This is a genomic window from Cutibacterium sp. 37298 (genome assembly GCF_023838685.1).
Taxonomy (GTDB): domain Bacteria; phylum Actinomycetota; class Actinomycetes; order Propionibacteriales; family Propionibacteriaceae; genus Cutibacterium; species Cutibacterium acnes.
The window spans coordinates 190,737-203,715 of the sequence record NZ_JAJNRJ010000001.1; the positions used below are offsets into that span (position 1 = coordinate 190,737).

The window sequence follows — 12,979 nt, forward strand, 5'->3', positions numbered from 1 at the left end:
GTAGGGGGTAGATGTCCCAGGGTCGGCCGAACGTGAACGCAATCTGTCCCGTGGGCTGGTGGCGTCGCTTGTGTCGTCCGGGGGTGGTCAACCATTCCAATCCGACCTGCCACCATTCCCACAGATCGCGTTCGGCCTTGTAGCGGCCTTCTCGTGCGTCGAGGCGGCCTGCAACGCAAAGGCGAGCAGCGGCGAGGTCGCGCAGCTCGGGCCGGGTTCGCCGCCAGCCGGTGGGCGTGGCCACGATGAGGCCGGTGCGCGCGAGGCCACCGAGCAGGGGAACGAGACCAGTTGTGGTTGCACGAGGATCGTTGAGGCGGGCGTAGGGGTTTCCTGCGGCGATCCGTTTGGTGTGGCCGGTGAAGATGTCGTGGCGGGCATAGTCAGAAGTTGTAAACGCCTTGGCGCCCAGTTTGATCGCAGTTGGAGACACCAAGATGATGAACTTGTGAAATCCATAGAGCCACTGCATCTCCACTCGTCAACCCGACATTAATGATGCAGCCAGAATCACCACGCACACATTGAGCTCATGGCTAATCGGCCTCACCTTCTTGGTGGTCGCCGTTAGCCCGTAGCCGTCCTTCACCAGTCGCGTAGCCAACACGGTGTCATGGCTGGGAGCGCCATTCAGATCAAATTTCGACGCGTAATCTCCAGTGAACGATGTGTCATAAGGCTCCGTGTCGAAGCACTCTAGCTGGTCTAGCGCCTGACCAGAAGATTCCTCCAAACGATACAAACGGAACCCATAGTCAGCATCCGCGCCAGCCTCTTCCTTAGTCTTTGCCGCAGCGCGCTTGGCATGTTCGCGACTGATTCCATCAATCGTTTGATGGCCCAGCCCCAGGGTACTATGTGCTGTTAGAGGCGGGCGGCTGCCACCCAGGGGTTTAGGGAGTTGAACTAGTATTCCGCGATCCAATGCCGGCAGAGCTCAACGGCAAGACTGCCTCAGGCGTAGGCGCAAAGTCTGAAAAGAAGTCTACGGTATCTGCTTGTTTAGCAGTCATGGACGTCGGGGCTCTGTGCGGGCTAGAGGGTCCCGGATGATCAGAAGTCTGCGGACCGAAGCCACCACCTTCACCCTACCCCCGTTGGGGCGGGCCCCTGCATGGCGGGCTGCCGCCGTGGGTTTACTCTAGCAAGATAACAAGTACGAATTAATCAGGGATTATCGTGATAGGCGGATATGTGCGACTCTGTAGAGAGAGGGCAACAGCGCCTCGATCTCTAAGGGCATGACAGACTCTTGTTGCCTATAAAAGGAGCTACGGCGCTTTATTGATATGAGTACGAACGCATCAGAACGCAACTCCTGTTCTGGACGCTACTCTGGCACATCATAGGACGTTATATGCAGGTCTCGATGCTTATTGATAACAGTACTAATTAAACAGAGGGGAGAGGGTTGGCGTGGTGTGTTCATATGGCTATGAGGGGGCACATTGTGCCTTAGCAGTGCTTTGCGACACATTGAAGATGCGAGTACGAACACATGAGAACTTTTTACGTTTTTTCATGGCCATAGTCGCCGGGGGCTATGTGGCGGCGAGTTGCATGCGTCACGCCATCGGAATGTAAGTAGCGGACGTTGGTCGTCGTGGAGAATCATATATCACATGAATTTGTGTTCCCCAACTATGCGGGGGTATGCCGAAGTCACACGCGAGGGCCACCTTACCCGTGACCGCTGCTGCCAGGCTGTCGTCCATCATCCGCACAGATATACACCCTTCTCAGCAGCGAGTGTCGATAGCGCCGCGCCTAGGTGCTTGCCTCGTAGCGAGCCGCTGTGCTCGACGCCCCGAGTCCGCCGCTGCCTCCCATGTCCACGTGCTGGGCGCCGGGAACACAATCAAGACGGTTCCACCCATGCTGCGGCTCGGATGCGTGAACGTCTCTGTGAGTCCTGCGCACGATCTAGCCGAAGGGCCTAGTTTATCCGTGACTGCTGCAAGCTAACACTGAAACTGCCACCCGACCATGCTAAGAATCCCGACGACAATGAAGGCATTCAAACGCGTGGCCATGCTGATCTCTCCCCTTGATGTGACGACTACGAACGTTCCGCCGTGACAAATTTCGCGTAAATCCCCGGCCTCCGAAGGAGCTCTTCATGGGTTCCGAGGTCAGCGATCGTACCGTTCTGCAGGACGAGCACCTTCTGCGTGCTGCGGAGCGCAACCATTCGATGTGTGACCGGATTGGCACTCAGCACGTTCTGCACGACCAGTCGCTCCACCTCCGAGGTGAGTTCGTCGAGTACAAGCAAGCTATCCGCCTGGAACATCACCCTAGCGTTCACCACGCCTTGCCACTATCCTCCCGACAACTCCTCGCCGCCCATGACGTCGACCGAGGACGGTTCCCGGCCCTCACATTCGGCATGACCTCCCCAGTTTCGGGGTCCAGTGTCACGTTCTCCACCACGGATTCCTGCAGTCGAAAAAGTCTTAAAACAGAAATCCCGTTGTGGAGTAGAGAGTAGTAGGAGCCCCTGTCCAAGGTCCGCAAGCCGATCCCGGCGATGCGGACGGAACCAGCGAACGCTTCGTACACGTCGGCCAACAACTTGATGATCATCGATTTCCCGCTGTTGTTCTAACCCACGAGTGCCAAGGACTCACTGGGCTGGACCAAATACTGGGAATCCTGATACATACGCCCCAGTTCACCTAAGAGATCGCCCACCGCACCCGTCGCGGTCATAAACGACGTGACTTGTCGAACCGCTGCCCGACCCCGTCGGATAGTTGTCACGGGTAACCGCCCCGACGACCGAAAGGTGTAACGCCGACCAAGAGATCATGTCGGCGTCCACAACGATGAGTATAGCTCGGGGCAGCCGTCGTCGAGGTCCTCGATGGCGCAGTCATCGGAGCGAACGTAGTCTGCGATGTGCACGTTTTGGGAATGCGTGAGTCTCGCTCACTCGGGACATCATTGCGCAGTTTCATTGATTCTTCGCTTCTGTCGAGCGCCCCAGCCGACGTGACTCACTCGTCTGCTCAGCTCTCTAAGCACACAAGGCCCCATAGTACCATTACTATCATCCCCCGACGATGACGACGTGGGGCACTCATGGCCCGATACTGCGAAGCACTTCGGAACTTCTGAGGACTGCGCAGACGGTGCGCCTACAAGGCTCTTAAGGAGCGGGAGGGGGAACGATCGAGCGCATGAACCTCCTCGGTTTGACAACGTCGACAACGCCAGTGGTGACGACGCAGCCCGAAATCGACGGCCGCTGTCCTCGCTGCGGGCGTCCGGTCCCCATTCACAAGAGAGGCGGGCGACATCGTGTTTGGTACTCCGATGCTCGCCGAGCGGTCCGGCTCGGGATTGCTAGCTGGGACCGTCAACGGCTCCAAGTCGAAGACTCCCCCGGTTCCCGAATCCGTGCGGGCCGTCTTCGACTCCGTGACCTGGCGACGTTCCTCTCTCGACTAAGCCGAGGTCCAACTCGAACTGCCCGGGCTGGCCCCTGAGAACCAAGCTCGACGCCGAACTCGAGCTGCTGAAGCGGTTCTCAATGCTCCGCGACAAAGAGGTTCACCGCCGTGTCTGACAGCAAGGGATCAAGCGAGGAAGCAGCCGAGCTCACCCTCAAGTGGGAGGACTGAAGACTGGGCTTTTTGAACTACATCCAACGCAAGGCCTTGACATTAAAGAATAATTATCCAGGAAGGCTCCGGGTTGAAAGTCAACCCGGAGCCTTCCTATTATTAGGCTTTATTCGCTATTTTTCTACTTTCTCAAAACCCAGATTAAAAATGCCACCAAAGCTACAAAACCACAACGGCCAATACCGTAACTAACCTCATTTTCTATGAAACCTTCCAAGTCTTTAGTTATGCGTGACAGCAATATCAGTTCTGATGCCCTGGTTAACCTGCATCCAGACAGTACCCCCCCCCCGCCAACGGGAATCCTTTAAACGCGATGCCACCTTGGCCTGAATAGCGCATCCGAGACGCGCTAATTCGCTCGAATTTAAGATTCGATACAGTGCATTCAATGCAGCGCTATTCACCCGCGTAGGCCCTCGTAATCCTTCCCTTTCCTCCGCCGTAGGTCTCCCGATCGAAGTGGAATCCGAGCTTGATCACCGCAAGGATCTACACTTGCGTAGCAGTTGGTATAGACGGCGCTATAACACGTACCACTCGACAGCTCGCACCCGGTGACACCACTTCTTACTGAAGCGCCGGGATTCACTGAAGAATCAGGCAAATCAACAGCATCGATGGCAATGGAACCATCGGCATACTTCTCAGTTTCTACCAGCTGGCCATTATGTTTTGTGCACTCACCGCCACTGGATTCTTGCCTAACATTGAGTCCAATGCCACTCCAGTTTGATACTTCTTAATTAGCGCCGCTCAATCTTTGAAAGAAACTCTGTTTCCAGCTAGGCACCCATCACCCTAGCGAGCATTCTCAGACATGGATTTATGCGAGCTGTTATCGACGTTATCCGAAGCGACAGCCGGCTGAGTGAGTGCCACACTCGCAGACGTTGCCATCACCAAGGCAGCTAGAGTTGGGGCGATTCGGTTCTTAAAGCCACTCATCATTGATGCTCCTTCCGGTTGCGCCGTCGTGAAGAAGGCGCAAGCAGAAGCTAGCATCCAGCAAGCCCACCCAGAACTCCTCGAGGCCGCCCGTCAGGGCATCACGGCACGCTGAACCGCAGACAACGTCTTACCTAAACCATCATGGATGACAAGATCGGCGGCCCGGTCGTAGCCGGTAGCCTCACGGTTAATAAGAGCCAGGTGTCGACCACGGAAAAACCTCAGCAGAGCAGCAACCGGGTACACGTTGAGCGAGGTTCCTCCGACGATGAGCAGGTCGGCGGCACTAATCGCAGTAATCGCGTCGTCGAGATCCTGGCTCCGCAGGGATTCCTCATAAAGAACAACCTCGGGACGCACCATCCCCCCCACACACGAGCACCGCGGGATTCCAGGAGCGTCCATGATCACCGAAAGTGGATGGTCCCGCCCACAATCCAGGCAGCGGTTGCGGTGCACCGACCCATGCAACTCAATGACCTGACGGGACCCCGCCTCCTGGTGCAGGCCGTCAATATTCTGGGTAATGATCGTCGAAAGTTCCCCAGCCTGCTCCAAGGCAACCAACGCACGATGACCAGCATTGGGCCTGGCCTGAGGATGGATGAGGTAGGTGCGGTAGAAGTCGAAGAACTCCGCCGGATGCTCAACCAAACAGCTGTGACTGAGCATGTACTCCGCGGGGAAGGGCAGGTCATGTTGAGTGGTGTAAAGCCCGCCAGCCGAGCGAAAGTCCGGAATACCTGATTCGGTGGACATTCCGGCGCCGCCGAAAAACACCGTCGACGTCGACTCCTCGATCCAATGCGCGAGCTGTTCCCCGGTCATTGTTGGGCTTGCCTCAGCAGGGTACGGACGAGGTCGGGCTCGCTAGCCATGTCAAGGCTGGCAAAGACATTGGAGACATCGACCTCGGGGCGCTGCCAGCCGATGGTCGCGGCATGGGCGGCCAAAGCGACACAGATCTCCTGGCAGCCGTCAATGAGCCACTCGGGGTCGATGTCAGGGTTGACATGGCGGGAAAACTCGGCGACGTCATGACGCTGGGCTGCGAGGATCGCCGACAGGCCGCTGCGCAATTGTTCGACGGCCTCCTTCCCCATGGTGGAGACGACAACCGAGTCAGCCAAGTCACGACGTACTCGCTCGACAAGAAGCTCAGGAACGTCGGCGGCGGTGAGGTTGTCGTGGTCAAAAAGCCAGTCTGGTAGGTAAGCCTCCACCGCATCCTCGTCGACCTGCTCAACCCGCTTGACGACGGCCTCTAGCAAGCTGACGCCGAGCATGACGGCACCCTCAAGCTGGCATAGCGGAGTCAAGGCAATGGTGATCGCGGCCCGTCCGGACTCCAACGGGTTGAGTTGCTCACCTCGCTCTTGAGCTCGCAGCTCCTCCTCGCTGGCGCGACGCAACACCTCGAAGGATTCTGCGGGCGGTATCTGCACGGTCTGCGGATCGGCCTCCACCTCGTCAGTCTCGGGGAGTGGGGCACCGATCTGGTCAGGGTCACACCAAGTGGTAGGAGCCTGTGGAATGTCGTTCATGGTCATTTATCTTTCCTGTCGTAGGCCGAGGTTGATGGAGTATGCCGGATCGCCGCCGACCCCACCAGCCAACCCGATCTCACCTCACAATCTCGCCCTTCGCGAGCTTAATGAGACGGTCAAGCACCGTCCCACCTGAGGCGTTCGACCCGTTATGCTCGTATTCGCTCGTCACCCAGGCGTGCATCTGCGGCAACAGGGCTGCCGTCTCGAGAGAGAACTTGCGCGGCACATATGCATCGTCGTGGTACACCGCCGCAGCACACGGCACCTCAGCAGTCCGGAGCACGTCGGGGTCGTACAACTTCGGCCACGGATGATTCGCAATGAGGTCAGCTACCTCCTTCCAAGGCCGCAACTCCTGATCAGTGTCAAACCATTCCGGCATGATGTGTTCACCCGTCAGCAGGGTAGGGTCCTCCCGGAAGTCATCAGGTAGCATCCGGGCAGCCGACCAATCGGTGACCACACCGTCGGCATAGGACGATTCATGAATGACGGCATATAGCGGGTTACGTCCGCCGTAGGGCAGCAGCTCGGCCAGGTCATGACGGAACGCCCGCGAAGTGTGCGGGTACTCCAGCAGGTAGTGCAGCTTTTCTGCCCCGCCCGAAGCGCCCAACAAATGCCCCAGCGACCGCAGTCGTGATGGGCACACGACGTCACCGCTCGGGGTGGCGATCTCGCCTTTCTTCGCCAACGGCGCCAACTCAGCGAACCGCACCCTGTCCCCGGGGAAGCGCTTGTAATACTCCAGCGACTTGGCACGCAGCTGCTCGTAGCAGGCTGCGTAGATATCGTCAGCGGATCGCCCGACCGCCGACAGACCACCAGTGAAGTACCCAGCCAACAACGACTCCGGGTAGGTAGACAAATACCTGAGCAACGTGAATCCACCGAAGGACTGGCCCAGAGCCGCCCACTTCTGGATCCCGAGGTGTCGACGAATGTCCTCACAGTCCTCAACGATCTCGTCGGCACGAAGATGGGTGAGGTACTCGGCCTGACTAGGCGCATCCCCCACTGGCTCACTCACCGGAGACGACAATCCCGTGCCGCGCTGATCGAGCAAAACAAGCTGGTAGTCCTCCAACGCGCGCGACAGCCAACCGGGAAACCCGGGGTCACGCAAAGTCGGGCGGGGAGACTCACACCCCGGACCGCCTTGCAGGAAGACCAGGTAGGGCTTGTCGGTTCCGTTGGGGGTGGCCACCAGACGCGCGTACACCTCAATAGTGCGCAAATCGTCAGGATTGCTGCGATTCAGCGGGACCCTCAGACGAACGTCATCGGTCAGCAGGCCAGGAATGTTGCGGTTCCACGTCATGGGATCAGCCTATGAGGTCCCGACGCCCTCACGTCGGTTCTAGCGTTCGTTCCCTCTCCCAAGGCCATTGTCGTCACTGTCGCGGAGTTGAAGGAGCGAGACCGTCCCTTCAGTATTTTCTCAGTTTTCTGCCCTAGTCCAGTCTTGCTCCACCTACCATCGCGCCTTGTCGCAAGGGCTCAGCGGCGTCTTCACTTGAAACTACCGCGTGACACCCACTCACCTATACTGAGCAAATTTTGAGAATCTCTCAGGAACACGTACAGTTCATCAAGCCCTTTAAACCTGCGGCAACGCTCGGAAGGAACATCACATGACCAACACCTCGACCAACGCCGGGACGACTCTCAAGCGCACCGTCGCTCTGGCCGCTGCGGCGAGTCTCGCCGTCATGGGCACCATCGCCGAGGAGGCTCACGCCGCCCCTGCCGGCAACCTTGGGGCTCATGCCGAGAAGGCTCCCACCCAGCACACCAAGAAAGCATCGGCTGAACAGGCCAAACGCGCCACGACGTACACCGCTCGGTTCGCGCTTTCTCGCGTCCACCTCAACGTCCGTTCTGGACACAGCACTGAGTATCGACGCTACGGGCTCCTCCGTCCCGGCGACAAGCTCCTTATTATCGGCGAGGATGTCCGGGGCTGGACTCCTGTCAACTATCGCGGCAAGACTGCCTGGGTGGCCACCCGTTACATCACTAAGGTGAACCGTCCGGTCGGTATCTACGCCCAGCGTGGCGATCACAATGCCCGCTCGAAGGCTGTCCAGCGCGACCTATCGACCCTCAACTACTTCCCGGCCAAGTGGGTCGGCTTGCCCTATGGCCCGATCACTACCAACGCCGTCAAGGTGTTCCAAAGGGCCAACGCTCTCAAGCAGACTGGCGTGACCGACGCCGTCACCCTGGGACTGCTCAAATCGAAGGCCGACTACCAGCGAGCCGCAGCGGCCGAGAAGAGCTCCACGTACAAGCACGCGGAGCATCACTCCGAGCACTCCTCGAGCACCTCCCGCTCAACTGCCCGTCCAGCGCGCAGCACGCCCTCCGACGTTTCCACGAGTGGTATCGCTGGAAGCTGCCAGGCTTCCTTCTACGACGATTCCCAGACCGCCTCCGGTGAATCCTTCAGCTCGTCAGCCCTGACGGCTGCCTCCAAGACCTACTCTTTCGGCACTCGCCTCAAGGTCACTAACAAAGCCAATGGACAATCAGTCGTGGTGCGCGTCAACGACCGTGGACCCTACGTCTCTGGTCGCTGCCTAGACCTCTCCTCGGCCGCCTTCTCTCGGATCTCGTCGCTCAGCGCTGGCGTTGCCGACGTGACCTATGCGAAGGTCTCCTGACCGAATACCATCGCAGCAGATTGTGACAGCGTCGGCCCCGATCCCTGGTGGATCGGGGGCCGACGCTAGTTTCAATACTTCTAAGGCATCAACCAGCCGGAGCCTCCGGGCCGTCGTTGAACCACCAGGTCGCTTGACCCGGAACCCCAGCCCTCTTAGCTTCCTCGGGCGCCTCAACCTTGTCGAAGTCGTGGATATTGCCCTCGGAATCCTCCCAGCACACCACCTCACGGCGCACCGGGATCTGCACGGTCACCAGGTCTGTGACGACGTAGCGACGCAGCTTGGCACCGGCAGGCAGCCCCACAGCCGGGGCGGAATCGACGGTGTGAGCTTCCTCGTCACCGTGATCGTCGCTGAGCACCTTGGGACGGTTCTCTTCGTCGTCATCGGTATCCTCAGCGTCAGAGCCGGCCTCGGAGACGACGATCGGGGTGACGACAGTGCCCTGACCAGCCTCGTCGGCATCAGGCTCAGAGTCGTCAACCACATCGGCCTCGACAATGTCAGACTCGCTGACGGCACCACGTCCGGGATGGGCGATGGCTATGTCGTCGTCATCGCTAATCTCCAAGCCAGAACGACGAGCAGGTTCCATGCCGTAATGCCCGTAAACCTCGGCCTCGCGGTCGCGCGAGAGATCGTCTTCCTCGGACGCCTCGGGAGCGGTTTCAATGAGGTTTCGACTAAACGGGACGTTGACCTGGCTGGTGGAGTATTCGGCGCCTCGCACCGGAATGAAGTACTCATGGCCCTGCGAAAGCACGGTCACAAAGGTCGCAGCTCCGGTGACCTCGTCGGCAAAGATCTGCTGGATCGTCCCGACCTTCTCGCCGTCCGGTCCGACGACTTCAGCGTCGAACAGTCCGGGAATGTCCTTGGGATCCATGGCACTGATGTCCATGTATCGACCTCTCGCTAGGGGGCTGGAACGTACGCGCATACGCGTACTCTTTATTCAGCTTGTCATACCGCGCTGTGCAACTGGCGCAACGTCGCTGGGCGCGTCTCGAAGTGAGACGCGCCCAATGGTGATCGAAGTGCTTTATCCGAGATCCGACATCAGCATGCGTTGATCGCGCTGACCATCCTGTCAAAGGCCGCTTTGTTGGCTGCCAACCCGATCGTGGTGGCACCCTCAGCACCCAGTGGGTGTATTTCTCAGCCTGTCACATGCTCTCCCGGGCCCATCTGCCAGGATCACAAGGAGCTTGTAGGATCGTTCTGTGATCTTCAAACGTGTCGGTGACTCCCGTCCATACCCTAGCCACGGGTACACGCAGAAGAAGTGGTCCCAATTGGCACCCGTTCAGGTGCGTCTGGACCAGCTCGTCACGACGAAGAGCACCCTGAACTTGGCGAATCTCCTCGAGGATGACTCCACTTTTTATGGGGACCTCTTCGCCCACGTCGTGGCTTGGCATGGCGACCTCTACTTAGAGGACGGCCTGCATCGCGCTCTGCGTGCCGCACTGCAACAGCGTCAGACCCTGCACGCTCGTGTCCTTGACCTGAATGGCCATCATGACTTCCGATGAGCGTCGCCACTATCTGAGGATGGCAGGAACCCCGTTAACCCTGCTGGCCCTCGTCCTTCTCATCGCAGTGGCCATCCGCGTCGGGTGGAAGGCCGTGAGTGCCCCCATCCCGCCGCCACCTCTTACCCCCTGCGTCAATCAGGACGTTAACGGCGAATTGACGACCCAGGACGTCACGGTTTCGGTGTACAACTCGGGGCACACCCGTGGGCTGGCCGGAAGTGTATCCAAACAGCTCGCCAACGTAGGGTTCGTCATCGATTCGGTGTCTAACCGTCAGCCGAGCGTCAAAAAAGTCACCATCATCGGGCAGGACGCCAAAAATCCTGAGGTGGGGCTGGTTGCCGGTTATTTCCCAGGGGCGGTCGTGAAGTCGGATCCCAAGCGCGTCGACCATGAGGTCGAGGTGGTACTCGGCGATCGCGACCCAAACTTCAAGACAACTGCGTCAAAGTCAGTGAAAGTCAACGGGTCGGTATGTCTGCCATCGCCCTCCCCGACACCGTCCATGCTCGCGTCGCCGGGGGAACAGCCCTCCTAAGGCTTACCGGACCTCTTCAACGATTCCTCAGTCAGCAGTCTGCACCCGTAGGCCGTGCCAGCGTGCCAGACGACCGCCCCGACTGATCTCGATAAGCCTCTCAGCGACGGTCCGACGCTTCCCCTGAGGCACGACGATAAGCAACTCGTCACCTTGTTCCAGCACCGTTCCGGCGTGCGGGGTAAAGGATCTGTCACCGCGGATGATAAGGGAAACGACGCAGTTGCGTGGAAGTCTCAGTTCGCGGATTGTCACCCCAGCCAGACGCGACCCTTTGGGCACGTCGGCCTGCAGTAAGTCGGCAGCGATCTCGTCGAGGGGCGCAACCTCGATGGAGACATCTTTAGCCATCTGGGGATCGACGACACCGAGAATATCCGCGGCGGCAGGCAGAGTCGGGGCTTGGATGCAGGTGAAGACGACGACGAGAACCAGGATGACGTCAAAGAACTCGTCCGCACGATCCATATTTGACGCCATTGGGATGGTTGCCAGAATGATGGGCACGGCGCCGCGCAGGCCAGCCCATGACATGAAGAGCCGTTCGTTACGTTCGAACCCGAACCATATCGTGCAGGCGGCCACAGCCACTGGGCGCGCAACGAGGGTGAGCAGCAGACCGGCAGCGATACCTGCCCCGACCGAACCCCAGGTAAGGCGATCGGGGTTAGCTAACAGACCGAGCATGACGAATAGGCCGATCTGGCAGATCCAGGCGATGCCTTCTGAGAAGGACCTGGTGGTGTGTTGGTAGGGAAGATCGCCGTTGCCGATGACGACAGCGGCGACGTAGACGGCCGAAAACCCGGAGACGCCAATCCACACTCCTGTGCCGTAGGCAGTGACGGCCCATGCCATGGCGGCGATAGCGTACAGGTTGCCCGATGGCAGGGTGATACGCCGACTGACCTTGCCGGCTACCCACCCCACCAGCAGACCGACGAGGATACCGCCGATGAGTTGGACGGCGATCGATCCGAGGAGCGGAAGGACGCCGGCGCTCGAGTCCCCGGTGGCCACTCCCGTCAGGGCGATGACGACGAGAACGGTTGGGGCGTCATTGAGGCCCGACTCGGCCTCCAACACGGACCTCAGGTGATTCGGTAACGAGACCCCGCGCAGTACCGAAAAGACTGCGGCAGAGTCAGTGGGTGCAGTGGCTGCACCGAGCAAGGCGGCGACGCTCCAATGCAAACCGAGCACATAGTGTCCGAGCAGCGTCATGACACCAAAACAGACCCCGACACCGACGGTTGCGAGCAGGGCAGCCGGGGCCAAAGCTGGTCGGATATCCTTCCAGTTCGTTGAGAGTCCGCCCTCGGCAAGGATGAGCACGAGAGCAGCAAAACCAATGGCGTGTGCGGCAGCTAAATCGTTGAAATTAATACCGAACCCAATCGGGCCAAGCAGCATGCCAACCAGCAAGAACAGCAATAGTGCCGGCAGACCAAGACGAGTGCCAATCCGAGCTGCGAAAGCGGCGAGCAGCACGACGACAGCACCGAGGAATAGGGCGAGGTCGGCTGGCTGCATGACTCCCATTATTGCAACCGAGCAAACGGGTTCTTCGCAGCTGAGGGCGCAGATCAGTGATCGGAGCCAGGTGGTGATAAGGGTTGCGGTCCGCTGCGGCGGTAACGATCGTCACCATAACGCTGGCGCCAAAAGCGTAACTGACCGGCTGCATGAGAGTGAAGTAAATCCACCAGAGCACAAGAAACTCAAGGATTTCCTTGGTGACTTTATTGACCACCGAATGAGCCAATGGAGCGACAACCCTTGCCAACACCCCAGAGCAGGGAAACACCTACCCCTCGGGTAAACAGCACCAAATTCTCCCACAGTGACGGCCTGCCAGGTCCACGGTGAATCCAGAGAGCACTCGTGAAACACCAGGCGAAAACCGCTGGAACCATGAGGAACGAGGCGCACCCTGGGGACGACGGGCGGCACTACATAATGAAGTCCCGGAGATGCATATCCCCGGGACCCAGCTGGCGGTGACGGAGGGATTTGAACCCTCGGTAGCTCTCGCTACACCCGCTTTCGAGGCGGGCACTTTCGGCCGCTCAGACACGTCACCGTAAATAAGGGTAGCGAATCC

Annotated in this window: 11 protein-coding genes, 1 tRNA gene and 1 pseudogene; 6 read left to right on the forward strand and 7 right to left on the reverse strand. The window is 59.1% G+C overall.

What is annotated here, in order from left to right:
- Positions 1 to 2,119: 2,119 nt before the first annotated feature.
- The 3 genes from LRP59_RS00930 to LRP59_RS00940 all read left to right on the forward strand — a co-directional run bounded on the left by LRP59_RS00930 (position 2,120) and on the right by LRP59_RS00940 (position 4,692).
- A complete protein-coding gene (locus LRP59_RS00930) occupies positions 2,120 to 2,491 on the forward strand; it encodes a hypothetical protein (protein ID WP_002514615.1) in 372 nt (123 codons plus the stop codon).
- An 812-nt stretch (positions 2,492 to 3,303) separates the two neighbouring features.
- The gene (locus LRP59_RS00935; protein WP_002514616.1) at positions 3,304 to 3,453 is read left to right on the forward strand and encodes a hypothetical protein; all 150 of its coding nucleotides are present in this window, start codon (positions 3,304 to 3,306) and stop codon (positions 3,451 to 3,453) included.
- A gap of 1,047 nt (positions 3,454 to 4,500) precedes the next feature.
- Positions 4,501 to 4,692, forward strand: coding sequence for a hypothetical protein (locus LRP59_RS00940; protein WP_002520780.1), 192 nt, complete (start codon positions 4,501 to 4,503; stop codon positions 4,690 to 4,692).
- Here LRP59_RS00940 and LRP59_RS00945 read toward each other — a convergent pair.
- From LRP59_RS00945 to LRP59_RS00955, 3 genes are all read right to left on the reverse strand, one after another.
- Positions 4,671 to 5,408, reverse strand: a complete 738-nt coding sequence (locus tag LRP59_RS00945) for an NAD-dependent protein deacylase (RefSeq protein ID WP_002514618.1) — start codon at positions 5,406 to 5,408, stop codon at positions 4,671 to 4,673. The genes LRP59_RS00940 and LRP59_RS00945 overlap by 22 nt on opposite strands.
- The gene (locus LRP59_RS00950) at positions 5,405 to 6,130 is read right to left on the reverse strand and encodes a hypothetical protein (protein WP_002520782.1); all 726 of its coding nucleotides are present in this window, start codon (positions 6,128 to 6,130) and stop codon (positions 5,405 to 5,407) included. The genes LRP59_RS00945 and LRP59_RS00950 overlap by 4 nt, the downstream gene beginning before the upstream one ends.
- 73 nt (positions 6,131 to 6,203) lie before the next feature.
- A complete protein-coding gene (locus tag LRP59_RS00955) occupies positions 6,204 to 7,451 on the reverse strand; it encodes an alpha/beta fold hydrolase (RefSeq protein WP_002514620.1) in 1,248 nt (415 codons plus the stop codon).
- 313 nt (positions 7,452 to 7,764) lie between these two features.
- On the opposite strand from LRP59_RS00955, the gene LRP59_RS00960 reads away from it, so the two are divergent.
- Positions 7,765 to 8,796 carry a septal ring lytic transglycosylase RlpA family protein gene (locus tag LRP59_RS00960; protein WP_002514621.1) on the forward strand — a complete coding sequence of 344 codons (1,032 nt, stop codon included), beginning with the start codon at positions 7,765 to 7,767 and terminating at the stop codon, positions 8,794 to 8,796.
- Positions 8,797 to 8,884: 88 nt separating this feature from the next.
- Here LRP59_RS00960 and LRP59_RS00965 read toward each other — a convergent pair whose 3' ends face one another.
- A complete protein-coding gene (locus LRP59_RS00965) occupies positions 8,885 to 9,700 on the reverse strand; it encodes a hypothetical protein (protein ID WP_002514622.1) in 816 nt (271 codons plus the stop codon).
- A gap of 322 nt (positions 9,701 to 10,022) precedes the next feature.
- Here LRP59_RS00965 and LRP59_RS00970 point away from each other — a divergent pair, with 322 nt between their 5' ends.
- Together LRP59_RS00970 and LRP59_RS00975 are read left to right on the forward strand one after the other, a co-directional pair.
- Complete coding sequence (locus tag LRP59_RS00970; protein WP_002514623.1) at positions 10,023 to 10,334, forward strand: type II toxin-antitoxin system VapB family antitoxin; 312 nt, start codon at positions 10,023 to 10,025, stop codon at positions 10,332 to 10,334.
- Positions 10,312 to 10,875, forward strand: a complete 564-nt coding sequence (locus tag LRP59_RS00975) for a LytR C-terminal domain-containing protein (RefSeq protein WP_002520784.1) — start codon at positions 10,312 to 10,314, stop codon at positions 10,873 to 10,875. Before LRP59_RS00970 ends, LRP59_RS00975 begins: the two co-directional genes overlap by 23 nt.
- 27 nt (positions 10,876 to 10,902) lie before the next feature.
- Here LRP59_RS00975 and LRP59_RS00980 read toward each other — a convergent pair whose 3' ends face one another.
- From LRP59_RS00980 to LRP59_RS00990, 3 genes and pseudogenes are all read right to left on the reverse strand, one after another.
- Positions 10,903 to 12,417 carry a potassium/proton antiporter gene (locus tag LRP59_RS00980; RefSeq protein ID WP_002514625.1) on the reverse strand — a complete coding sequence of 505 codons (1,515 nt, stop codon included), beginning with the start codon at positions 12,415 to 12,417 and terminating at the stop codon, positions 10,903 to 10,905.
- Between the two features lie 79 nt (positions 12,418 to 12,496).
- Positions 12,497 to 12,803 (reverse strand): annotated as a pseudogene (locus LRP59_RS00985) (hypothetical protein); the annotation flags it as partial.
- Positions 12,804 to 12,870: 67 nt separating this feature from the next.
- A tRNA-Ser gene (locus LRP59_RS00990) sits at positions 12,871 to 12,958 on the reverse strand.
- Positions 12,959 to 12,979 lie beyond the last annotated feature (21 nt).

Bases quoted from the DNA above. Each gene is read 5' to 3' on its own strand.
- LRP59_RS00930 (WP_002514615.1), top strand. From the start codon at position 2,120: ATGGGTTCCGAGGTCAGCGATCGTACCGTTCTGCAGGACGAGCACCTT.
- LRP59_RS00945 (WP_002514618.1), bottom strand. From the start codon at position 5,408: ATGACCGGGGAACAGCTCGCGCATTGGATCGAGGAGTCGACGTCGACG.
- LRP59_RS00950 (WP_002520782.1), bottom strand. From the start codon at position 6,130: ATGACCATGAACGACATTCCACAGGCTCCTACCACTTGGTGTGACCCT.
- LRP59_RS00955 (WP_002514620.1), bottom strand. From the start codon at position 7,451: ATGACGTGGAACCGCAACATTCCTGGCCTGCTGACCGATGACGTTCGT.
- LRP59_RS00960 (WP_002514621.1), top strand. From the start codon at position 7,765: ATGACCAACACCTCGACCAACGCCGGGACGACTCTCAAGCGCACCGTC.
- LRP59_RS00965 (WP_002514622.1), bottom strand. From the start codon at position 9,700: ATGGACATCAGTGCCATGGATCCCAAGGACATTCCCGGACTGTTCGAC.
- LRP59_RS00975 (WP_002520784.1), top strand. From the start codon at position 10,312: ATGGCCATCATGACTTCCGATGAGCGTCGCCACTATCTGAGGATGGCA.
- LRP59_RS00980 (WP_002514625.1), bottom strand. From the start codon at position 12,417: ATGGGAGTCATGCAGCCAGCCGACCTCGCCCTATTCCTCGGTGCTGTC.